Raw genomic sequence first — 21,822 nt, forward strand, 5'->3', positions numbered from 1 at the left:
GGTCAGCCGATCGGGTCTGACGGGACAATGCTCAAGAGGAGTTTTGGACATGGCGGAAATTACTGCTGCCCTCGTTCGTGACCTGCGCGAGAAGACTGGCGCCGGCATGATGGACTGCAAGAAGGCTCTTACGGAAGCTGCTGGCGACATGGATGCCGCCATTGACTGGCTGCGCGCCAAGGGTCTGTCGCAGGCTGCCAAGAAGTCGGGCCGCACCACGGCTGAAGGCCTTGTGGCCGTTGCTTCAGGCAAGAACAAGGCCGCCATGGTCGAAGTCAATGCCGAGACCGATTTCGTGGGCCGTAACGAAGCTTTCCAGGCATTCGTCGAGTCCGTGGCTCATGCGGCACTCGATGCCGGTGACGATCTCGACACCCTGTCGCAGGCCAAGCTGCCCACGGGCCGCACGGTTGCTGAAGAACTGACCCACCTGATCGCCACGATCGGCGAGAACATGTCGCTGCGTCGCGCCAAGGTTCTGACCGTTCCTTCGGGCATCGTTGCTTCCTACGTGCACGGCGCGCTGCGTCCGGGCGTTGGCAAGATCGGCGTTCTGGCTGCTGTTGAAGCCCCGTCGGAATCCGAAGCCCTGCTGACACTGGGCCGCCAGATCGGCATGCATGTTGCCGCAACGCGTCCGGCTGCTCTGGAAGTTGCCAGCGTCGATCCGGAAGCTCTGGAGCGTGAGCGCCAGGTTCTGATTGAGCAGGCTCGTGAGTCCGGCAAGCCGGAAGCCATCATCGAGAGGATGATCGAAGGCCGTATCCGCAAGTTCTACGAAGAAGTCGTTCTTCTGGAGCAGGTCTGGGTGCATGACGGTGAAACCCGCGTGTCCAAGGTTGTCGAGAAGGCCGGCGCCAAGCTGATTGCTTTCGAGCGCTTCCAGCTCGGCGAAGGCATCGAAAAGGAAACCAGCGACTTTGCTGCCGAAGTGGCCGCTGCCGCTGGCGCCTGATCGGCCAAACGATCACGGGATTGGTTGCAGCACATGAATTTCGAATGTGCTGCAATCGTCCTCTCCGCCCGGCGCTACGGCGAGGGCGGAGCTGTGGTCCATCTCTTCACGGAAGAGTATGGACGCATTGCCGGTCTGGTGCGTGGCGGCTCGTCACGACGTCAGGCCGCGCTCTGGCAGCCGGGTAATCTGATACTCGCCCGTTATGCCTCCCGCCTGTCCGATCAACTCGGGCATCTGAGCGGTGAAATGGTTCAGGAAACAGCCGTCAGGCTACTGGACCGCCCTCTGCAACTCGCTCTGGTTCAGTCAGCGGCCGAACTGGCCGATGCTGCCTTGCCGGACCGCGAGCCTCATCCCGATTTCTTTCTTCAGACCGTGCGCGATCTCGCGGCCTTCTGTGTGCTGTCCGATCCCGCCCCGGTGGTGGATTATGTGCGCTGGGAAATCGCGTTGCTTGCGACGCTAGGTTATGGACTGACGCTCGATTGCTGTGCCATCTCAGGTGCAACGACTGATCTCGCCTTTGTCTCTCCGCGAACAGGACGCGCTGTAAGCCGCGATTCTGCCGGGCAGTGGGTCGATCGTCTCCTGCCACTGCCTCATTATCTGACCCCGCAAGGGGTTGAGGATGACGGCGATGATCCCGCCCTCTGGGCTGAGGGGCTGGCATTGACGGGACATTTCCTCTCACGCCATCTTTTCGGCTGCCAGCACAAACCTGTCCCCGGTGCGCGCGAGCGTTTGGATATGCGTGTCAGGGCACTGGCGGATGCACGTGAGGCCGTGCAGGAAAATCCCCCGGCATAGGTGTCCGGGCTTCACGAAGCGCCGGGGCCCCTCCAATCAGATAATCGAATATCATGTGGGGCAGCGTCAGAGCGGCCAGAAGCTGGAACGTGACAGCGATCATTCGCGGTGCCAGCGGCCCTGCGTAGAACGGCACCATGACGGCCCCGATGCCTAGCGAGGCAAATGTGAGCGGCAGGCTGCGATAGAATGCGTGACCCGCTGAACTGAGACGGCACCAGCGACAGTCAGCTATGAGCGATTCGATATGCGCCGGCGCGTGCTGGAACACGAAATAGATCATGAACGCTTGCAGCGGCGGCAACAACGCGAACGGGACAATCAGCCCGAACAGCGACCATAAGCGCCTCATGCGTGTCGCGGGAGGACTGACGCCTAACCACGCGCTGACGCAGAGGGCCCAGACGGGAAACAGAACGATCAGCCATAATGGCGGCATGATGAGATGAACAGGCGGCGCCATGGCGCTCAGTAGCGCTGCGGTGGCCTCTGGCTGAAATACGCAGGGAAGGATTAGTGGCGCCCCCCCAAGGACAAACCCGGCGAGCAGAGAAGAACCGTCTTCGCGCATCTCACTGCCAAAATGCCAGATGGACAGAGCCAGAAACAGGTTGAGCGTGAGTAACGGCTCGATATGCCAGGCGATGAGCACGAGCCCGACAAGCGCGAGATAAGGCAACGCAAAAACAGGAAACCAGAGATACCCGAGACGGGGGCGCAACGCTTGTCGTGCCATCTCTCCATCAAGCGCACCATGTGGGAGACCAAAGATGATGATGGTGGCGAGACTAATCAGCACATTATCGGTGAGGATCGCGGCAGCGGCGCAAATTCCCGCGCCGCCCCAATAGAGGGGGGCGAAGAAATCGCGTGGCCCGGTCAATGTCATAAATGTCACGCCGGGCCAGACATCATCAGACCGTGGTCAGTTTACGGTCATCGGACAGGCTGAGGAAACCAAACCCGACTTTCGCCAGAACATCCGTGATGGCGATGATGAGTACGCTTGCCGAGTCCGGCACGATTCCGAGGCCGTCAGGCGAGAGGGCGAGGATGATCGGGTACACCATCCAGAGCACCGAAAGGATGGTGGCGCTGCGGATATAGGCCGTCTGCACTTCAGGCCGCTCGAGGCGATTGGCCTGAAGCTGCGAGACCCAGATGACATAATACACACCGAGAAACGCCACGCAGGAAAGCACGAACCAGATCCAGCGGCTCACCACGTTTTCCGAGGCACTGAAGGCAAAGGCAGTGATGACCATGATCACGTCGGCTGTGACGGCACCCAGTAGCAGATCGGCTCGCTTGCGGCCGCGGAACATGCCAAGAAACCCGAGACCGACAAGCAGAAGCGGGGTTGTAAACACCCAGTCGATATAGCGGCCGAACCAGAAGATGCGGGTCGTGCTGGCGGCGCCTGCGAGTGTGGCGTCCGTCGGCAGGAGCACTGCGCCCTGGCCTGTCGCCATGGCGACATACAAACAACCTGCGATGATGGGGACGATACCGTGGGCAAGGCTCATAACCCCTTCGGTTTCGGTACGCCGTTTGCCAAGCAGCAGCAGCGCCGTCCCACCGGCAAACATGATCAGGGCTGTCAGCCAGAGAACTGTCAGGGTCATTATCGCTGTCTTTCACGAGATGAGGAGAGCGATAAACGGTGCCTGACACATAAAGTTGTAATTAGCCTGCCTTGACAGCCATATTTATCAGACCTGATCGCGCTCAGGCTTTTCTCTGAGCAGATGACGCAGGGGCGGCTACCCGCTGAAGCGTGCCAAGAGGGACCGGGAACAAAAACGGGGTATTTGCACTGGACAGGCCGCGCCGCGCCGCCTTATCTGCCCTGAAACGAAAGGGCGTGGCATGAGTCAGGATCTGGCAGGACATATCGAGGATACCAAACTCGCAGATGCGCTGAGCGAGCGCTATATTGCCTATGCCATGTCTACCATCATGGCGCGTTCGTTGCCCGATGTGCGCGATGGTATGAAGCCTGTGCATCGGCGCATCCTCTACGCCATGCAGCAGCTCAAGCTGGATCCGACGGCGGGTTTCAAGAAATGCGCCCGCGTCGTGGGTGACGTGATCGGTAAGTTCCATCCCCATGGCGACGCAGCCGTGTACGAGGCGCTGGTCCGCCTCGCCCAGGACTTCGCGGTGCGTTATCCGCTTGTCGAAGGGCAGGGCAATTTCGGTTCGATCGACGGCGATAACGCGGCCGCCATGCGTTACACGGAGTCCCGGCTGACCGCTGTGGCCAAGGCCCTGCTGGAAGGCATCGAGGATGACGCGGTCGATTTCCGTCCGACCTATGACAATGAGGATGCCGAGCCCGTAGTCCTGCCCGGCGCTTTTCCGAACCTGCTGGCCAATGGCGCGGCCGGGATCGCGGTTGGCATGGCCACCAGTATTCCCCCGCATAACGCCGCCGAGATCTGCCGTGCCGCGCGTCATCTGATCGAGAACCCGCAGGCGCCTGTCGAGGCGCTGATGCAGTTCATGCCGGGACCTGACTTCCCTACAGGTGGCGTGCTGATTGAGGACCCTGCCAGCATGGTCACGGCTTACGAGACCGGACGCGGCAGTTTCCGTACCCGCGCGCGATGGGAAGTCGAACAGGGACGCTTCGGCACCTGGACCGTGATCGTAACCGAGATTCCCTATCAGGTGCAGAAATCGCGCCTGATCGAGCAGATCGCGGAGTTGATGGAGCAGAAGAAGCTGCCGCTCCTCGCCGACATACGCGACGAAAGCACGACCGATATCCGCCTTGTCCTCGAACCCAAGACCAAGGGGATCGAGCCGGAAGTGCTGATGGAAACCCTCTTCCGGGTCACCCCGCTGGAGAGCCGATTCAGCCTGAACATGAACGTGCTGGACGCCAATCGCGTGCCGCGGGTGATGGGGCTGCGTGAGGTCATCCAGTCATGGCTGGACCATCGCGAGATCGTTCTCGTTCGCCGTTCGCAGCATCGTCTGAACGCAGTTGAGCGTCGTCTGGAAATCCTCGAAGGGTTTCTGGCCGTTTATCTCAACCTTGATGAAGTCATCCGCATCATTCGCGAAAGCGACGAGCCCAAGCCCGAATTGATGCGTGTGTTCAGCCTGACGGATCTGCAGGCCGAATATGTGCTGAATATGCGCCTGCGCTCACTGCGTCGTCTTGAGGAGATCGAGATACGCAAGGAGCGTGATGCGCTTCTCAAGGAGAAATCCGGGCTCGAAGGATTGCTAGGCAGCGAGCGCAAACGCTGGACCCGTATCGGCAAGGAACTTGACGCGACAGCAGCCAGCTTTGGCGAGGGCGCCCTTGGCACCCGACGCACCCAAATTGCGGCACCGCCCGCACCGATCGATTTGAGTGCCGCCATACAGGTAGATCGTGAGGCCCTGACCGTGCTTCTCTCACGTGAAGGCTGGGTGAGGGCCGTGAAGGGACATGGGATCGACCCCGAGAGTCATAAGTTCAAGGAAGGTGACGCGTTCGGGCTGTCGCTCGAGTGTCAGAGCACCGATCGCCTCTGTATCCTGGTGAGTGGCGGTCGGGCCTTCACGCTCAAGGCGGCTGACCTGCCGCGTGGGCGTGGCTTTGGGCAGCCCATTCGCGTTCTGGTCGATCTGCCTCAGGATGAGGATATCGTCTCTTTCTTTGTGATCGATGAGTCCGGCCGTCACGTTCTGGCCAGCGAAAGCGGACGCGGCATGATTGTGCGTGACGCTGATATGGCGGCTGAAAAACGGACGGGCAAACAAGTCCTGACGCTGCGTGACGGTGACCGCGCCGGGTTCTGCGTGGCCGTTACAGGTGATCAGATCATCACCATGGGCAGCAACCGCAAGGCGCTATCCTTTGCTCTCGATGCCCTGCCCGAAATGACAAAGGGCATGGGTGTCACGATCCAGAAGCTCCCGCCGGGTCAGCGCATCGTCGATCTGCGGGTCTTTGCCTCGGAAACAGGTCTGGTCTGGCATGAGGGGCAAAAGCCGCGCAGTGACGCCGATCTTGCGTCGATCGTCGGCAAACGAGCGGATCAGGGCAAGGCTGCCCCGCAATGGATGACCCGCAAGCCCGTGACCAGAAGCTGAGTTCTCAGGCGGCCCCGGCGGGAGGGGTGTCGGCTTTCGGGCTCGATACCGCGACTGCCGTTGTGGAGGACACCGCAGAGGGCGCGCCCGCAAGTCGGTGCCAGTGCCCGTTGCGAAGAATTTCCGCCGGGTTGAAGCGTGATTTATAGCCCATCTTCGTGCTGCCTGGCACCCAGTAGCCTAGATAGAGATAGGGCTTGTTGCGTCGGGCCGTCTCGGCAATCAGCCATAGAATGGATGCCGTGCCGTAGGAGCGATGGGTGTCTGCCGGGTCATAGAATGTATAGACCGCCGAGAGACCATCAGAGAGCATATCGACAAGAGACACGCAGACCAGACGACCATCGCGTGAGCGGAACTCGAACAGGCTGGTTTCGACCGGGCTGGTCTCGACCATCGACTGATAATCATCGAGCCCCATGAGGGCCATATCACCATCGCCATGACGATGCGCCTGATAGGCCCGGAACAGGGCATATTGTTCCTCGGTTGCGACGATGGGGCGCTCAGTCACAACAAGATCGGCGTGGTCCCGGCGCACCCGGCGCATGGTGCGATCCGGCACGAATTCCGCGACAGGAAGCCGGATGGGGATACAGGACTGACAACCATGGCAGACAGGGGCATAGACAATGCCGTGGCTGCGCCTGAAACCGGCACGGGACAGGCGATCATGAAGCTGGTCGACATCACTGCCGGTCAGCTCGGTCATGACCTTGCGCTCCGTCCTGCCGGGGAGATACGGGCAGGGCGACGGCTCTGTCGTGTAGAAGAGCTGGGGACGATGAGCTGACATAACCATCCTTTCTCTCCTCTGCCTGAAAACGCTTGATAGTGACGCCCCCCGCACGGGAGGGCCATCGATTGCGTAAGCCTGATTGTCCTGACCATCGGTCGCTGCCTGCGGACCTCGCATTCCGGTCCGGTGCCACAGGGCGTTTCCGTCCCATCCAGACAGGCCAGCACCGGCCTTGCTTCAGACCCTTGTCCAACCGGTATCCTGACCCGGCAGGACAGACGCGCCGTGAAAACGCTGTGCACGCTTTTTCGAGCGGCTCAGCAACATTCCTTGTGGCTAGCCAAAAGCCTTGCACACCGAGTCCGGACGGATCTAGCCCACGATCACCCTCTCATATTTTACGATGATTTTTCCGGTTGCAAGATGTCTCTCTTTGAATTCCGGACGAATACGCTAACGTTATGAGAAATGAGCTGGCCCATTACCCTCCTTGACGCCTTCCTGATCCTGCTTCGGCTCGGTCTTGCTGTTGCAGTCACCTTGCATGTTCTGCGGACGAAACAGAACACGGCAGCCTGTGCCGGCTGGATCGGTGTGAGCTGGCTTATGCCGATTTTCGGCGCGCTGCTCTATCTGATGTTCGGTATCAATCGTGTCAGGCGTCTGGCACGACGTCTGGTGAGTGACCATCACTGGCGAGGACGGGGCCCGGCCTTTCATACGCGCCAGCGTATGGAGGGGGATTTCGCCCCCCTGGCGCGGATGATCGGCAAGCTGACCGAGCGGCCCCTGCTGGGCGGCAATTCCGTCGATTGCCTCCATGATGGCGACAACATCTATCCGCGCATGCTGCAGGACATTGCCTCGGCACAGGTCTCGATTCTGCTGTGTTCCTATATTTTCAGGGCAGATAGAATCGGGGAGCAGTTTGTGGATGCCCTGGTGGCCGCGCAGGCGCGGGGTGTCGCGGTACGTGTGCTGGTTGACGGTATCGGGGGCGGGTATTTCCGCAGTGGCATTCACAAGGCCCTGCGCGTGCGTGGAATCCCTTGTGAGCGGTTCATGCACTCGCTTCTTCCGTGGAAGATGCCATTCATCAATCTGCGCAATCATCGCAAAATTCTGGTTATCGATGGGCATACTGGGTTCATGGGCGGGCTGAATATCGGTGAGGAGAACCTGCGGCGCCTGCGCATCAAGCATCCGGTGGCGGATACGCATTTCCGGCTTCAGGGGCCGATTGTTCACCAACTGACCGAAGCCTTTGCGCGTGACTGGTCTTTTACCTGCGGTGAAGAGCTTGACGGTAAGATCTGGTTTCCCGAGCTTGACCGGGCCGGTGATATCCCGATGCGTATCGTGACATCTGGGCCGGATAACGATCTTGAGAAGATCGAATTCTCCATGCTGCAGGCGATTGCCCTGTCACGCCGCTCGGTTCGCCTGATGACGCCGTATTTCCTGCCCAATGAGCGGCTGGTGTCGGAGCTCTGCCTCGCGGCCCTGCGTGGTGTGCAGATCGATATCATCCTGCCACGTCGCAGCAATCACAGACTGATCGATTATGCCCGCGATGCCAGTCTTGCACCGTTCCTGAAGGCAGGGTGCCATGTCTGGATGAACAGGCCACCCTTCAATCACGCCAAGCTGCTTGTCGTTGATGAAGAATGGTCTTTTGTCGGCAGCAGCAATATCGATGCGCGCAGCCTGCGCCTGAACTTCGAGATCAATCTTGAGATCTATAGTGGTTCAGTGGCGCAGTCGCTCAATAGTTTCATGGAACGGCACAAGGCAGGCCGGCTCACACATCATGCGCTCGACAGCCTGAGCAACTGGCGCAAGACGCGTAATGCTGCCGTCAGATTGTTCATGCCCTATCTGTGAGCGCCTTGACCTGCCGGCGATCTGCCAGTCGCTGAAAGAAGGCGCGGTGCCTGTCGGGCGCATCCAGCCGCAGCGTTACCGTGATAGGGTGATGGTCCGAACTGCGATTGGGCAAAACACCGGCATCGAGGGGCGTCATGCCACGCACGAGGCAACGGTCTATTCGTATCGGCAGCATGTCGGCCATGCGATGGGTGGGTGCTCTTGGGCCGACATCGCGAAAACCGGGGAGCAGGGTCGGCCCGACAAGGTTGAAGTCGCCCATGACGAGCGCATGATGGCGCAGGATCGGTGCGATACGACGAAGCTGACGGCGATTCAGGATCTGCCCGTGAGACAGATGCACGTTTGCGATCGAGAACGACCCGAAATCGATGAGCTGTGCCGTGCGCTTGACCATCAACCCCGAGGGCAGGGCGCAGGAGACCGGCGGTCTTGTGAAGGGGAAGCGGCTCCAGCACGCTGTGCCGTGGATGCGGTCTGGCAGAGGAATTCGCGCGTAATGTCCGCCCAGTATGGTGGGCAGTCTGTCGAAACTGCTCACGGCTTCCTGCATCAGGAAAATATCGGGCTGGAAGGTGCGGGCCAGCTCGACGACCTCATCGATCGGTGCCCCCACGGCGCGAAGCAGATTCCAGCTCAGGATGGTAAAATTCTGGCTGATACCGGGGACTGTACGATCAGCTAACGGGGCAGGCGGGGCGTCGTGGGTCAAAGACGGGTTCATTGAAGCATTTTCTTTTCTGTCTGATAGGCGCCACGCGCGAATTCAGTGGTCAGAGTATAGCCGACGCCCAGCAGGACCGGACCCAGAAAAATACCCAGTCCGCCCAATGTGACCACGCCGCCCAGCACACCGAGTACGGTCAGCAGATAGGGAAGCTGCGCCCCTCTGGCGATGAAAGCGGGCCGTATGATGTGATCGGCTCCCGAGATGAACACGATGCCGTAACCCGCGAGAAACAGGCCCCAGCCGAGGTGATGATGAAGGGCCAGCCAGATGGCGGCAGGTGCCCATACCAGCGGGGCACCGACCGGAAAAACCGCCACAAAGGCAGCAACACCGCCGAGCAGCACCGGTGCAGGTACGCCCGAGATAAACAGGCCAATGGAGGTGAGCACACCCTGAACGATGGCAGTACCGAGAATGCCGTAGACCGTGCCCCGTATGACGCTGCCGATGATGGTGATCAGACGATCGGCATAGGTGCCGGTGATGCGGGTCAGGACAGCCGTGATGACACGCCCCAGCGAATCACCACTGATCCAGAAAAACAGGGCGATGAAGAGCGCCATGACCAGCTCAGCCAGGCCGCTCGCCATCTGCATCAGCGCCTTGAGGGTATAACGGGCGATCTGTCCGGCATAGGGATGAAGGGCCTCGCCCACGCCGCGGACGTCATGGCTCCAGTGCTGATAGGCACTGGTCAGCTGTGGGCCGATGCCGGGTATCGTGGCCAGCCAGTCTGGCGCCGGATGCGTGCGACCGAGAGCTTCGATTTCGGTATTGATGCCGCCGATGATCAGCGGGAGATCCGCAATGCCGGTTGAGGTAAGGAGCGCGAGCGGCATGACAATGGCAATGGCGCTGCCGACCATCATGACCACAGCGGCCAGAGGCGGGCGCATGTGGCGGCGCAGGCGCTTGAACAGGGGCCATGTCGTGAAGGTCAGAATCGCGCCCCACAGGATGGCGGAAAGGAAGGGCCACAGCACCACGCCGCAACCATAAGCGACCCCCAAGAGGAGCATTCCCAGCATGATGCGTTCAGTTGTCACCTAATCTCCCCCGGCTGCGGCTGCCGCCAGTTGACCACGGGGTCATTCCGGCTGCTATCGTGCGGTTCCTGATCCGTTTTTGCGATCCCCGTCAGGCCGGGCCATGTCTGATCCATCATGTGCCGGAGCGTGCCATCCATGACGATACCCCCCCTGATCGATGCGCAGACCCTGATGTTGCTTCCTCCCGGCCGGTATCGCTATCTCGATGCGTCGGCTCTCCTCCCCGGGCAGGACGGTGACCCGGAAGCAGATTTCCACAAATTAGCGCTTCCCGGGGCAAATCGTTTCCGTATCAACGACATATGTGATCGCTCGGACCCGCTCCCCCACACCGTGCCCGGTGCGGCCACATTTGCGCAGGCCATGATGGCACTGGGCATAGGCTCCGATACGGGACTGGTGTTCTATGACCACAAGGGAAGTATCGGCGCCTGTCGGGCGCACTGGATGGCCTCACTGTTCGGGCACGAGTCTGCGCATGTCCTTGATGGTGGCCTGGCAGCGCTTGAGGCTCTTGGTCTTGCGCCCGACGCTGCGCCGGCCCCGGCAGCACCCTGCGAGCAGCCTTATCGACCGCGCACGCGCTATGCGCTCCTTGCAGGCAAGGGCGATGTGCTCGATGCGCTCGATGATCCTGATCGCGTAATCCTCGATGCACGCAGTGCAGCGCGGTTCCATGCCCAAGCCGTCGAGCCACGGCCCAACATGCGCGGTGGGCATATGACGGGCGCAGTGAACCTGCCCTTTACCGAGGTGCTGAACCCCCAAGGCTGCTTTCTGCAGCCTCAGGCGCTGGTCGAGCGTTTCGCGGGCTGTGCCATAGGCTCGCGTCGGGTCATTACCAGTTGCGGGTCGGGTCTGACCGCCGCAACGCTGACCATGGCCTTGCGTGTGGCCGGGCTGGCGCCAGGGCAGCTTTATGATGGGTCATGGGCCGAGTGGGGAAGCGATCCTGCCACCCCTATTGAGGCCTGACAGGAGAAACGAGAGAGTGGAAAACACCGCCAAGCAGGTCACTTCCGGCTGGAAGCGCCTGTCCTCCCTTCTGGTACAGGGGGGGCGACCGGAGCCCACCCCGCCCCAGGGGGCCTATGTGAATGCGCCGGTGACGAGGGGCTCGACTGTCCTTTTTCCCTCATTGGACGCAATGCGGGAGCAGGGGCTGCGCAGCCATGAGCATGAACTGATCTATGGGGCGATGGGCTCGCCCGTTCAGCATGAGCTTGAAAAGCTTCTCGCGCTGATTGAAGGCGGGACCCATACGCAGGTCGTTTCCTCGGGGCTGGCGGCCTGCACCCTGCCTTTGCTCGCCTTCCTGAGTTCTGGTGATCACCTGCTTCTGCCCGACTCGGTCTATGGGCCCACACGCCGTTTTGCCGGCACTATGCTGGCGCGTATGGGGATCGAGACCACCTATTATGCGCCCCTCGCGGATGAAGAGACCCTGATCGGGCTCATGCGAGAGAACACGCGGATCGTGTTTGCCGAGAGCCCGGGCAGCCACACATTCGAGGTGCAGGACGTTCCCATGCTGGCACGTGTGGCCCATGAGCATGGTGCGCTGCTTATGCTCGACAATACCTGGGGAATCGGCATTTTCCAGCCTTTCCGCCACGGGGTCGACGTCTCCATCCAGGCGCTGACGAAATATCCCGCCGGACATTCCGATGTGATCGCCGGTGCGATTACGGTGGCAGATGGCGCGCTCTGGAAAACACTGCGCGATTCCGCCATTCAGATTGGCCAGCTGGCCGGACCGGATGAATGTTGGCTGACCCTTCGCGGGCTCCGCACGATGGCGGTGCGGCTCGAGCGTCAATCGGCCTCGGCTTTGCTGGTGGCGCAATGGCTGCGTGGCCGACCGGAAGTGGCGCGTGTGCTGCATCCAGCGTTCGAAGAATGTCCCGGCCATGAATTTTGGCTGCGCGATTTCGAGGGGGCAAGTTCGCTTTTCGGCGTGGAGTTGCGCGCCGATCTGTCTGTCGCGGCCATGCGGGACATGATTGATGCGCTGGCCCTGTTCGGCATCGGCGCGTCCTGGGGCGGATATGAAAGCCTCGTTTTGCCAACGACGGGGGGCGTACGTCGCTCGCTGCCCAACGCCATGCCTGAGGGTCCGAGCTTCAGGCTGCATATCGGGCTTGAAGACCCCAACGACCTCATTGCGGATCTTGAAGGGGGGCTCGAAGTGCTCCGTGCTTCACTGGCGGGGTGAGGTGCGGCTCTAGCGCATTCTGAAACCGAGCGCCTCGCGCAGATGCGGGGCGCCGACATCTGACGCGTGGTCGAGATCGGCAATGCTGCGTGCAACGCGCAGCAGGCGCGTCAGCCCGCGGGCTGAAAGGCGCAGCCTGGTACCCGCCTCACTGACAAGATGGCGTGCGTCCGGTGTCAGAACGATATCCTGGGCTGCCACCTGCGCGTTGGGGACCCCCTGACGCGCAATCTGAAAATGTCGTGCTTTCACGACGCGGGCGCGCACGGCGGCACTGTTCTCGCCTGCCGGTGCGGTAATCATGTCGAGGGGCGAGACCGGGGTGACGAACAGGGAAAGATCGATCCGGTCGAGCATGGGGCCGGACAGGCGGGAGAGATACTCCTCGCCGCATTGAGGAGCCTTTCGGCAGGCACGCTCAGCATCGCCCAGATAGCCGCACCGACAGGGATTCATGGCCGCGATGAACTGAAATCGCGAGGGATAAAGCACCGTCTGTCTGGCCCGTGCCACCGTGATTGCGCCCGTCTCCAGTGGCTGGCGCAGGGATTCGAGGCAGCTTCGCGAAAACTCCGGCAGTTCGTCGAGAAAGAGAACGCCATTATGGGCAAGGCTGACTTCGCCCGGGCGGGATCGTGAGCCCCCGCCGACAAGCGCGGGCAGGGTGGTCGAGTGATGCGGCGCCCTGAAAGGCGGTTGGGTAATCAGGGTGCTCCCGCTGGCCTGACCGCCCAGACTGTGAATCCGGCTGCACTCAAGTATCTGCTCATGCGTCAGATCGGGCAGGATGGAGGGCAGGCACTGCGCAAGCATGGATTTGCCAGCACCCGGCGGCCCTGACATCAGCAGGGAATGGGCCCCGCAGGCCGCGATCTCGAGGGCGCGTCGCCCGATATCCATGCCCTTGACCAAAGCAAGATCGTTCAGTGGCGCTGAGGTCGCCACGGGTTCGAGTTCGGGGGAAGGCAATACATGCTCGCCGTTGAAATGCGACAGGAGGGCGCGCAACGTATCAGGGGCAAGAATATCGAGCGTGTCGCTTGCCCATCGTGCCTCCTGCGCCTGGGGGCGGGGGCAGATCAGGCCAAGCTGATGCCGGACTGTCTCGAGTGCGGCAGAAAGCACGCCGCCTGTCGCCTGCAGGCGTCCGTCAAGCGAAAGTTCGCCGATGGCGCAGTAAGCCGCCACGGCTTCATGCGACAGGATGCCCATGGCCGTCATGATGGCCAGAGCAATCGGCAGGTCGAAATGCGAGCCTTCCTTGGGCAGATCGGCCGGGACCAGATTGATCAGGATACGCTTGGGAGGCAGGGCGAGTCCGAGTGCTGCCAGTGCAGCGCGGACGCGCTCGCGTGATTCGCCGACTGTCTTGTCGGGCAGGCCAACGATGATGAAGGCGGGCAGGCCAGAGGCGATCTGGATTTCGACCGTGACCGGGATGGCATCGATGCCCGCAAAAGCAAAACTCTGGATACGGGCAATGGAAGAGGATGAAGCGGTCACCGGCACCAACGAATGATCAGGAACAGGTGAATCTGTTCCTGATCACTATTAGTGCAGTGTTAATAATTCATCAAATTACTTCAGCGCTGATAGATCAGACGTGCGCGCATCGTGCCCTTGAGCTCGCGGAGGCTGTTGAGCAGGCGGTTATCGAGTTCCGAGTCGGGGCTTGCATCGGTCTCGACCACAACATACCCGACCTCGCCATCGGTCTGCAGGTATTGCGCAACGATGTTGCAGTCTTCGCTGGAGAAGATCTCGTTGATCTGGCGCATGATGCCGGGGCGGTTTTCATGCACATGCATGAAGCGCGTACCACGCGGACGTTCGGGCAACTGCACCGGAGGGAAATTGACAGCGCCCAGCGTCGAGCCGACATCGGAATATTCCACAAAGCGCTTGGCGACTTCCACGCCGATACGCTCCTGCGCTTCCATGGTCGAGCCACCGATATGCGGTGTGAGAATGACGTTGGGCAGTCCCTGAAGGGGGGAGACAAAGCTCTCGCCTGCGCCTTTCGGCTCCTTCGGGAATACGTCCACACCGGCACCCATGAGGTGCCCGTCACGCAGGGCAGCAGCGAGGGCATCAATATCGACCACGGTGCCGCGTGCATTGTTGAGCAGGATGGAATTGGGCTTCATGGCGCGGATTTCAGCCTCGCCAATCATGTCCTTCGTCTGCTCCGTCTGCGGAACATGCAGGCTCACGATATCCGACTGGGCGAGAAGCTCATTGAGCGTGGCAACCGGTGTGGCATTGCCATGCGGAAGCTTGTCCACCGTATCGTAATAGATCACGCGCAGGCCAAAAGCCTCTGCCAGCACTGAAAGCTGCGAGCCGATTGAGCCGTAGCCCACGATGCCGAGCGTCTTGCCGCGCACTTCCCACGCGTTCACAGCCGATTTGTCCCAGCCGCCTGCGTGGCATTGCTCGGAGCGTGAGGGGATACGACGCAGCAGCATGACGATCTCGCCCATGACGAGTTCGGCTACAGAGCGCGTGTTGCTGAAAGGAGCGTTGAAAACCGGAATACCTGCCATGCGTGCCGCGTTGAGATCGACCTGGTTGGTGCCAATGCAGAAGCAGCCGATTGCCATGAGCCGGTCGGCCGCCTCGATCACGGGGGCAGTGAGCTGTGTCCGTGAGCGGATGCCCACCATATGCACACCCTTGAGCGCTTCTGTCAGGGCCTCGCCCTCGAGCGCGGTCTTGAGGCACGTTACCTGCTTGTAGCCCTGCGCGGCGAGATGCTGGGCAGCGCTTTCATGAATACCTTCGAGCAGAAGGATGCGAATGCGGTCTTTGGGGAGAGAAAACGAGGCTTCCATGTCGGCTCCTGTCAGCAGCGCAAATCCGAAACGCGGTGCTAGCTCATACGTGGTTCAGGGGGAAGGGCGAAGGCTCGCGATGGCCTCGGGCAGAAGCGCTCTGTCACCACAGGCCAGAACGGTGCCATCGCTCTCGAGCGTGAGGGGCGCGCCCTGCCAGTCCGTCACAATGCCGCCTGCGCCGTTCACAACGGGAACCAGAGCAGCCCAGTCCCACGGTTTCATGGTACATTCCGCAATTAGGTCAATCTGCCCGAGTGCCAGCAGGCCATAGCCATAGGCATCGCCACCCCAGCTTGTGCGCAGTGCGGCTTTCTTCAGCTGCGCGAAACGCTGGTCATAAGGGGCGATGAGCATATCGGGCGAGGTGCAGGACAGTTCGGCGTCACCAAGCGTTGGACAATTCCGGGTGCCGGCAACGCCGGGAAGCGTGGCGGATTCAAAGACGGTTTCACGCCCGGCAACGCCAATCCACCGCTCACGGGTAAAGGGCTGATCGATCACACCCAGCACAGGCGTACCCTTGTGGAACAGGGCAATGAGTGTCGCGAAACTTGGCCTGCCGGTGATGAAGGCGCGCGTGCCATCGATGGGGTCCAGCACCCATATGTAATCCCCCTCATCACCGGAGAAACCATATTCCTCGCCCAGAATGGCATGGTCGGGATGGGCCTGCCTGATGAGGTCGCGCATGGCAGCTTCTGCCTCGCGATCAGCACGCGTGACGGGAGATTCGTCGCTCTTGTCATCCACATCCAGACCAGCGCGGAAATGGGGTGTGACCGCCCGACCCGCATGATCGGCACAGAGCCGTGCTGTTTGCAGGCAGGCATCGAGATCGGGCGGAAGCGTCATGGCTGTAACTCACAATCCGTAAATCAGCCCCGGGCGGGCGGGGCAGCGTCGTGCAATCAGAAGGCATATCCGGCAGTGCGGCCCCGATCGCAAGGGCACATCGGGCCCGAACGACAGTATCGGACCGAAAAACAGAATTTTCAGCCATGATGGCGATGAATCGATACGGGCTGACGCAATGAAAACGTGCAGCCTGCAAGGAAAGATTGACGCGTCATGGGGGGTGCGGCATGTCTGGCCTCGCGCTGCGGCCCTTCACAAGACAAGCGGAAAGCCTGCCTCATTCCCATGAATCCTATTATCGTCATTCCATCGCGTCTTGCCTCGACGCGCTTGCCAAACAAGCCGCTGGCAGAGATCGACGGCAAGCCCATGATCCTTCAGGTGGCGTTACGGGCGCTCGCATCAGGCCTTGGCCCTGTGCTTGTTGCCTCTGGCGATCAGGCCATTCTCGATGCCCTGTCTGGACATGATGTGGCAGGTGTGCTGACCGATCCGGCCCTGCCCAGCGGATCTGACCGCGTTCATGCCGCCCTGCAAAGCCATGATCCGGAGGGGCGTCATGATGTGGTGATCAATCTGCAGGGTGATCTGCCTCTGATTGCGCCGCACAGCCTCTCCGCCGCCCTGCGCCCGGTGGCTGAGGGTTTCGATATCGGTACGCTGGTTGCGCCGGTAGAGACAGAGGAAGAGGCGCGACGGGCCTCCGTCGTCAAGGCTGCCTGCGCTTTCGCGCCGGGTGCAACTGTAGCGCGTGCGCTTTATTTCTCCCGGCAGCCGATCCCCTGGGGTGACGGCCCGCTCTGGCATCATGTCGGGGTGTATACCTGGCGGCGTGAGGCGCTGGCGCGGTTCGTGGCGCTCGCGCCTTCGCCTCTCGAGCGTCGTGAGTCGCTTGAGCAACTGCGTGCGCTTGAGGCGGGTATGAGCATTGGCTGTGCTTCTATCACCGAGGCACCGCTCGGGGTCGATACGCCTGAGGATCTCGTGCGCATACGTCAGGTGCTTGCAGCATGACCCACATAATTGCTTTTCAGGGGCGTCCCGGCGCTTATTCCGATCTTGCCTGCCTCACAGCGCGACCGGGCTGGAAAACCCTGCCATGCCCCAGCTTTCAAGCGGCGATTGATGCCGTGCGCGAGGGACGGGCAACGCTCGGCATGCTGGCTTGCGAAAATTCGCTTGCGGGCCGTGTTCCCGAAATTCATGCACTTTTGCCCGAGGCCGGTCTGCCGATCATTGGCGAGCATTTCCAGCGTGTAGAACACTGCCTGATTGCCTTGCCCGGCACCAGGATCGAGGAAGTGAAGCGGGTTCATACCCACCCGGTGGCGCTGGGGCAGATCAGGAACCTGATCCGTGAGCTTGGTGCCGAGGCCTGCTCGGCCTTCGATACGGCGGGGGCGGCAGAGATGGTCGTCAAATGGCAGTCCCGCGAGGATGCAGCCATTGCGTCATCACTGGCTGCCGAGCTCAACGGCCTTGAGGTTTTGCGGGCTAATGTCGAGGACGCTGCCCATAACACGACGCGGTTCTATCTGGTGGCGCGACAGGCTGCCTGGCCCTCGCCGCAGGATGAACGCGTGATCACGACGCTTGTGTTCCGTGTGCTCAACCGGGCTGGTGCGCTTTACGAGGCTCTGGGTGGGTTCGCCGCAAATGGTGTCAACATGACGCGTCTCGAAAGCTATATGAGCCCCGGCACGCTGACGGCGACAGGCTTTCTGCTGGACGTGGAAGGGCATCCCGAGCAGGAGGCGTTGGGCAGGGCTCTGCCGGTATTGCGGGGATGCAGCGAGAAAATTGCCATACTTGGCGTTTATCCCGCGAGTCCCTCCCGTTATCCGGGGTAGCGCACAGGGGCAGAGCTTCCACGCGATATCCATTTGACAGGGGCGGCAGGAGTTCTATTTAGCAGCAGGTTCTAAAAACGGGGCAGGTGAACAGGCATGGCACGGAACAAGGATTTCAAAGGGTCTCTGACCGCGCTGCTGACCCCGTTTCGTGAAGATGGCACGGTTGATCTCGCGGCCCTCGGTCGCTTTATCGACTGGCAGATCGATGAAGGAACGGCAGGCCTTATCCCAGCCGGCACGACCGGCGAGAGCCCGACCCTGACCCATGATGAGCATGCGCTTGTTGTCGCCCATACCGTCAAGGTGTCGGGCGGGCGCGTGCCGGTCATGGCTGGCGCGGGGTCGAACAGCACGCATGAGGCGATCGGCATGGCACGCCATGCGAAGGCCGTTGGCGCCGACGCCCTGCTTGTGGTGGCACCCTATTACAACAAGCCGACCCAGGAAGGCCTGTACCAGCACTTCATGCTGGTTGCCGATGCGACCGATCTGCCGCTTTATGTCTATAATGTGCCTGGTCGCTCAGTGGTCGAAGTCTTGCCGGAGACGATGGCGCGTCTGGCGCAGCACCCGAATATTGTCGGGACAAAGGATGCAACGGCCAATCTGTCGCGTCCGCTTCAGCTCCGTGCCCTGCTTGGCGATGCGCCATTCACCCAGTTGACGGGCGATGACGGCACAACGGTCTCGTTCCTCGCTGCGGGCGGGACGGGTTGCATCAGCGTCACAGCCAATATTGCGCCGAGGCTTTGTGCCGCGATGCACGAAGCATGGCAGGCGGGTGATGTGGCAAAGGCGATGCAGATCCAGCAACGTCTGACACCCCTGCATGACGCGATGTTCTGCGAGAGCAATCCGGGGCCGGTTAAATACGCAGCATCACGTTTGGGGTTGTGCACCCCGACTGTGCGTTTGCCCCTGTGTGAACCCGGCGCGGCCTCCCGCGCTGTGATTGACGAGGCCCTGAAAAAAACCGGCCTGTCAGGATAAATTGTGGCTGAAAAAAAGAAATCCGGTCTGATCTCTCACGGCATTGCCGCGCAGAACAGAAAAGGCCGGTTCAATTATACAATCCTTGAAACCGTCGAGGCAGGTCTCGTTCTCAAGGGGCCGGAGGTGAAGAGTCTTCGTATGGGTCGCGCAGCGATCAACGAAGCCTATGCTGGCGAGCGGGACGGCGAGATCTGGCTGTTCAATTCCTATATCCCTGAATATCAGGGCGGCGTGCTATCCCGTTTTGACACGCGCGCACCGCGCAAGCTGCTCTTGCACAAGAAGCAGGTTGCCCATCTGCTTGGCGCTGTCTCGCGGGCAGGGGCTTCGCTCGTTCCGCTGGACGTTCATTTCAATGCCCGTGGACGTGCCAAGCTGACACTTGGCCTCGGTCAGGGGCGTAAGAAAGAGGACAAGCGCCACGCGATCGCCGAGCGGGACTGGCAGCGTGACAAGGCCCGGTTGCTCCGCAGCAAAGGCAAGGATTACTGATCAGCGCGTTGGAAAGTGTTGCCCTGCTGTAAGCGTGGTCCGGGCTCACCCACCGTTTATCCGATGATAGAGTCTGCTCCGGTGCTGGTGCGCTTTTTCGGTTGAAAAGGGCATGGCGCTGAGTCCGGGTCATCACAGATGATTGCTGCTCACCATGTGATACGACTGTGCTGGCGGAGAGTCATTCGAGAGCCTGAAGCGGGCTAGTCCCGACAAGGCACATCCCGACAAGGCACAAAAAAAACCCGGCACAAGGCCGGGTTTTTTCTGGATCAGAAGATCGCTCAGGCGATGTTGATGTCGGCTGCTTCCGGACCCTTCTGGCCCTGCACAACCTTCACATCGACGGCCTGGCCTTCATTGAGGCCGGAGAGGCCCGAACGCTCGAGAGCCGAGGCGTGGATGAAGATGTCCTTGCCACCGTTTTCCGGCGTGATGAAGCCGAAGCCCTTCGTGGCGTTGTACCACTTCACGATGCCGCGCAGATCCTGTGCCTGTGACAGGTCAGGAGCCGGACGGGCCGGACGACCACCGCCACCGAAAGCCGGGCGCGGGCCAGCCGGGTTGAAGGCAGCGCGGGGGCGCGGTGCTTCTGCCGTGCTGGTGTCGACGTTGAGAACCTCAGCGACCTGACGGCCCTTGGGGCCCTGGCCAATGCGGACGTTCAGCGTCGTGCCGGGGTTTACGCTGGTGTGGCCAGCGGTGGAGAGGGCGTTTGCATGAAGGAAAACGTCGCCTGATCCATCAGCGAGCTCGACAAAGCCGAAACCCTTTTCGCTGTTGAACCACTTGACGCTGGCGCCCACTTCCGGGCCTGACGCCAGAACCTGTGGGCCGCCCGAAGGGGGACGACGATTTTGCATCCCGCCACGGTCACCGAAGGAGGGGGTCATGAAATCGTCGTCGAATCCGCCGCGGCGCGGGGAACGTGGGCTGCGGTCGGTACGGTTGCTTCTCAACGGTCTAATCCCGAGATCTGTGCGGTGATCCATCATACTGAGAATCACCAGTGGAGTAAGTCGAAACGGTGTGCACGGGCCTGCCGGCTGGTACGGAACGGGCGATGTCCACAAGGGGTTTCATTAAGACCCTAACACGGTTTTTTCGGGTTATGCCACCAGAAAACGTGACCCGATTACCACGATCTTCTTCATATCGCGTTTTTATGAGCGGATAGTCTTCGGGTTACCGGCTGTCACTGTTTCCTGTTACGTGAAATCGGCTATGGTGGCCGCCTGTTATTTCGGAAGGGGATGGATTTGCGCTGTTCAAAGTCGCGCTGGCCGGGCGCCAGACAGGTCAGGGCCGGATCGCTCTCGGTTCTCGGTCTCGCTGTGATGGGTGCAACGGCTCACGCCACCCCGAAACAGGATCCTTATGGCACCTGGACGCTGCAGGGCGAGAATGACGCGGTGTCGACCCTCAAGGGAACCTCGGACCAGTATTATACGTCGGGGCTCCGTTTCAACTGGACATCAGGCACGGATAATCTGCCCAAGCCTTTCGCTGACGTGAACCGCTTCCTGCTCGGTGACGGCGTGCAGCGTGTGAGCCTTGGTGTGCAGCAGCTCATCTTTACCCCGCGCGATACCCAGACCGCTCAGCCGGCTTCGGGTGATCGTCCCTATTCGAGCCTGCTGCTCGGCACAGTCAACTTCATCAATGATACTGACCTTTCGCGCAGCGTTGCCGGCATTCAGTTTGGTGTGATGGGCCCGGCAGGCCTCGGGCGTCAGCTGCAGAACGGTTTCCACGGCGCTATCGGGGATACGAAAAATCTCGGTTGGCACACCCAGCTGCAGAATCAGCCGATTTTCCAGATCCAGGCCGGGCGTATCTGGCGTCTGCCGGTCGTGAACCTCTATGGAATCAGCGCCGATGTGCTGCCGGCCATTTCAGGGGCTGCCGGCGACTATCGTACCTACGCCGATGCAGCCGGAACATTCCGTATCGGTCAGGGACTGGACAGCGATTTCGGCAATGCGACGATCGGGCCGGGCCTCGATGGAACGGATGCCTTCGTCGCCACACGTCCTGTCGCCTGGTATCTGTATGGTGGTGTGGAGGGGCAGGCTGTTGCCTATGACTCGACACTGCAGGGCAATACGCTGCGTGATAACTCGCCTCATGTCGACAAGACCTGGGATGTCGGCATGATCCATGCTGGCCTCGCCGTGATGTGGCATGGTGTGCGCCTGTCCTACAGCCAGAACTGGCAGACTGCCCAGTTCAAGACGGCAAAGGCGGGGCTGTTCAACTATGGTTCGCTCAAGCTTTCGGTCAAATTCTGAGCCTAAGCCAACAGTAAAAACCCG

Annotated in this window: 20 protein-coding genes; 11 read left to right on the forward strand and 9 right to left on the reverse strand. The window is 60.9% G+C overall.

The annotated features are described in order from the left end of the window. The first annotated feature begins 49 nt into the window (after positions 1-49). Positions 50-955 carry a translation elongation factor Ts gene (tsf, locus tag P5689_RS13545; RefSeq protein WP_285533549.1) on the forward strand — a complete coding sequence of 302 codons (906 nt, stop codon included), beginning with the start codon at positions 50-52 and terminating at the stop codon, positions 953-955. Positions 956-988: 33 nt separating this feature from the next. After that, complete coding sequence (gene recO / locus P5689_RS13550; protein ID WP_285533550.1) at positions 989-1,765, forward strand: DNA repair protein RecO; 777 nt, start codon at positions 989-991, stop codon at positions 1,763-1,765. On the opposite strand, the gene P5689_RS13555 is transcribed toward recO, so the two are convergent. Together P5689_RS13555 and P5689_RS13560 are read right to left on the reverse strand one after the other, a co-directional pair. Next, positions 1,713-2,654, reverse strand: coding sequence for a Brp/Blh family beta-carotene 15,15'-dioxygenase (locus tag P5689_RS13555; RefSeq protein ID WP_285533899.1), 942 nt, complete (start codon positions 2,652-2,654; stop codon positions 1,713-1,715). The two genes, recO and P5689_RS13555, sit on opposite strands and share 53 nt — an antisense overlap. Before the next feature lie 25 nt (positions 2,655-2,679). Further along, positions 2,680-3,390: a bacteriorhodopsin gene (locus P5689_RS13560; RefSeq protein WP_023977478.1), complete on the reverse strand. Its 711-nt coding sequence runs from the start codon at positions 3,388-3,390 to the stop codon at positions 2,680-2,682. A 244-nt stretch (positions 3,391-3,634) separates the two neighbouring features. Between P5689_RS13560 and parC the strand changes: the two genes are divergently transcribed. Then, entirely contained in the window at positions 3,635-5,857 is a 2,223-nt protein-coding gene (gene parC / locus P5689_RS13565; protein WP_285533552.1) for a DNA topoisomerase IV subunit A, read from the forward strand. A 4-nt stretch (positions 5,858-5,861) separates the two neighbouring features. On the opposite strand, the gene P5689_RS13570 is transcribed toward parC, so the two are convergent. After that, the gene (locus P5689_RS13570; RefSeq protein ID WP_285533553.1) at positions 5,862-6,653 is read right to left on the reverse strand and encodes an arginyltransferase; all 792 of its coding nucleotides are present in this window, start codon (positions 6,651-6,653) and stop codon (positions 5,862-5,864) included. Between the two features lie 411 nt (positions 6,654-7,064). Between P5689_RS13570 and cls the strand changes: the two genes are divergently transcribed. Beyond that, a complete protein-coding gene (cls, locus tag P5689_RS13575) occupies positions 7,065-8,480 on the forward strand; it encodes a cardiolipin synthase (protein WP_285533554.1) in 1,416 nt (471 codons plus the stop codon). Here cls and P5689_RS13580 read toward each other — a convergent pair. Together P5689_RS13580 and P5689_RS13585 are read right to left on the reverse strand one after the other, a co-directional pair. Beyond that, on the reverse strand, positions 8,464-9,195 hold the full coding sequence (locus P5689_RS13580) for an endonuclease/exonuclease/phosphatase family protein (protein WP_408868551.1): 732 nt from the start codon (positions 9,193-9,195) through the stop codon (positions 8,464-8,466). The genes cls and P5689_RS13580 overlap by 17 nt on opposite strands. Positions 9,196-9,203: 8 nt before the next feature. Continuing rightward, positions 9,204-10,241, reverse strand: a complete 1,038-nt coding sequence (locus tag P5689_RS13585) for an AI-2E family transporter (RefSeq protein ID WP_031239928.1) — start codon at positions 10,239-10,241, stop codon at positions 9,204-9,206. Between the two features lie 156 nt (positions 10,242-10,397). Here P5689_RS13585 and P5689_RS13590 point away from each other — a divergent pair, with 156 nt between their 5' ends. Together P5689_RS13590 and metC are read left to right on the forward strand one after the other, a co-directional pair. Then, complete coding sequence (locus P5689_RS13590; protein ID WP_285533555.1) at positions 10,398-11,237, forward strand: rhodanese-like domain-containing protein; 840 nt, start codon at positions 10,398-10,400, stop codon at positions 11,235-11,237. A gap of 16 nt (positions 11,238-11,253) precedes the next feature. Further along, positions 11,254-12,477 carry a cystathionine beta-lyase gene (metC, locus tag P5689_RS13595; protein WP_285533556.1) on the forward strand — a complete coding sequence of 408 codons (1,224 nt, stop codon included), beginning with the start codon at positions 11,254-11,256 and terminating at the stop codon, positions 12,475-12,477. Positions 12,478-12,486: 9 nt separating this feature from the next. Here metC and P5689_RS13600 read toward each other — a convergent pair whose 3' ends face one another. From P5689_RS13600 to P5689_RS13610, 3 genes are all read right to left on the reverse strand, one after another. Beyond that, on the reverse strand, positions 12,487-13,989 hold the full coding sequence (locus P5689_RS13600; RefSeq protein WP_408868552.1) for a YifB family Mg chelatase-like AAA ATPase: 1,503 nt from the start codon (positions 13,987-13,989) through the stop codon (positions 12,487-12,489). A 71-nt stretch (positions 13,990-14,060) separates the two neighbouring features. Beyond that, a complete protein-coding gene (gene serA / locus P5689_RS13605; RefSeq protein ID WP_023977468.1) occupies positions 14,061-15,311 on the reverse strand; it encodes a phosphoglycerate dehydrogenase in 1,251 nt (416 codons plus the stop codon). 54 nt (positions 15,312-15,365) lie between these two features. Further along, a complete protein-coding gene (locus P5689_RS13610) occupies positions 15,366-16,166 on the reverse strand; it encodes an inositol monophosphatase family protein (RefSeq protein ID WP_285533557.1) in 801 nt (266 codons plus the stop codon). A gap of 288 nt (positions 16,167-16,454) precedes the next feature. Between P5689_RS13610 and P5689_RS13615 the strand changes: the two genes are divergently transcribed. The 4 genes from P5689_RS13615 to smpB all read left to right on the forward strand — a co-directional run bounded on the left by P5689_RS13615 (position 16,455) and on the right by smpB (position 19,507). After that, positions 16,455-17,183, forward strand: a complete 729-nt coding sequence (locus P5689_RS13615; protein WP_023977466.1) for a 3-deoxy-manno-octulosonate cytidylyltransferase — start codon at positions 16,455-16,457, stop codon at positions 17,181-17,183. Continuing rightward, entirely contained in the window at positions 17,180-18,019 is an 840-nt protein-coding gene (locus tag P5689_RS13620) for a prephenate dehydratase (protein ID WP_285533558.1), read from the forward strand. Before P5689_RS13615 ends, P5689_RS13620 begins: the two co-directional genes overlap by 4 nt. 96 nt (positions 18,020-18,115) lie before the next feature. Beyond that, the gene (dapA, locus tag P5689_RS13625) at positions 18,116-19,012 is read left to right on the forward strand and encodes a 4-hydroxy-tetrahydrodipicolinate synthase (protein WP_166928789.1); all 897 of its coding nucleotides are present in this window, start codon (positions 18,116-18,118) and stop codon (positions 19,010-19,012) included. Beyond that, positions 19,013-19,507 (forward strand): SsrA-binding protein SmpB, encoded by a 495-nt coding sequence (smpB, locus tag P5689_RS13630; protein WP_062164382.1) that lies wholly within the window; start codon positions 19,013-19,015, stop codon positions 19,505-19,507. It abuts the gene before it with no gap. Positions 19,508-19,791: 284 nt separating this feature from the next. On the opposite strand, the gene P5689_RS13635 is transcribed toward smpB, so the two are convergent. After that, a complete protein-coding gene (locus P5689_RS13635; protein ID WP_023977462.1) occupies positions 19,792-20,466 on the reverse strand; it encodes a cold-shock protein in 675 nt (224 codons plus the stop codon). Between the two features lie 378 nt (positions 20,467-20,844). Here P5689_RS13635 and P5689_RS13640 point away from each other — a divergent pair, with 378 nt between their 5' ends. Beyond that, a complete protein-coding gene (locus P5689_RS13640) occupies positions 20,845-21,798 on the forward strand; it encodes a lipid A deacylase LpxR family protein (protein ID WP_231944696.1) in 954 nt (317 codons plus the stop codon). The last annotated feature ends 24 nt before the right edge of the window (positions 21,799-21,822 follow it).

It is taken from the genome of Asaia sp. HumB (genome assembly GCF_030263835.1).
In the GTDB taxonomy this organism is placed as follows: Bacteria; Pseudomonadota; Alphaproteobacteria; order Acetobacterales; family Acetobacteraceae; genus Asaia; species Asaia bogorensis.

Bases quoted from the DNA above. Each gene is read 5' to 3' on its own strand.
- tsf (WP_285533549.1), top strand. From the start codon at position 50: ATGGCGGAAATTACTGCTGCCCTCGTTCGTGACCTGCGCGAGAAGACT.
- recO (WP_285533550.1), top strand. From the start codon at position 989: ATGAATTTCGAATGTGCTGCAATCGTCCTCTCCGCCCGGCGCTACGGC.
- P5689_RS13555 (WP_285533899.1), bottom strand. From the start codon at position 2,654: ATGACATTGACCGGGCCACGCGATTTCTTCGCCCCCCTCTATTGGGGC.
- P5689_RS13560 (WP_023977478.1), bottom strand. From the start codon at position 3,390: ATGACCCTGACAGTTCTCTGGCTGACAGCCCTGATCATGTTTGCCGGT.
- parC (WP_285533552.1), top strand. From the start codon at position 3,635: ATGAGTCAGGATCTGGCAGGACATATCGAGGATACCAAACTCGCAGAT.
- P5689_RS13570 (WP_285533553.1), bottom strand. From the start codon at position 6,653: ATGTCAGCTCATCGTCCCCAGCTCTTCTACACGACAGAGCCGTCGCCC.
- cls (WP_285533554.1), top strand. From the start codon at position 7,065: ATGAGCTGGCCCATTACCCTCCTTGACGCCTTCCTGATCCTGCTTCGG.
- P5689_RS13585 (WP_031239928.1), bottom strand. From the start codon at position 10,241: ATGCTGGGAATGCTCCTCTTGGGGGTCGCTTATGGTTGCGGCGTGGTG.
- P5689_RS13590 (WP_285533555.1), top strand. From the start codon at position 10,398: ATGACGATACCCCCCCTGATCGATGCGCAGACCCTGATGTTGCTTCCT.
- serA (WP_023977468.1), bottom strand. From the start codon at position 15,311: ATGGAAGCCTCGTTTTCTCTCCCCAAAGACCGCATTCGCATCCTTCTG.
- P5689_RS13610 (WP_285533557.1), bottom strand. From the start codon at position 16,166: ATGACGCTTCCGCCCGATCTCGATGCCTGCCTGCAAACAGCACGGCTC.
- P5689_RS13615 (WP_023977466.1), top strand. From the start codon at position 16,455: ATGAATCCTATTATCGTCATTCCATCGCGTCTTGCCTCGACGCGCTTG.
- P5689_RS13620 (WP_285533558.1), top strand. From the start codon at position 17,180: ATGACCCACATAATTGCTTTTCAGGGGCGTCCCGGCGCTTATTCCGAT.
- dapA (WP_166928789.1), top strand. From the start codon at position 18,116: ATGGCACGGAACAAGGATTTCAAAGGGTCTCTGACCGCGCTGCTGACC.
- P5689_RS13640 (WP_231944696.1), top strand. From the start codon at position 20,845: ATGGGTGCAACGGCTCACGCCACCCCGAAACAGGATCCTTATGGCACC.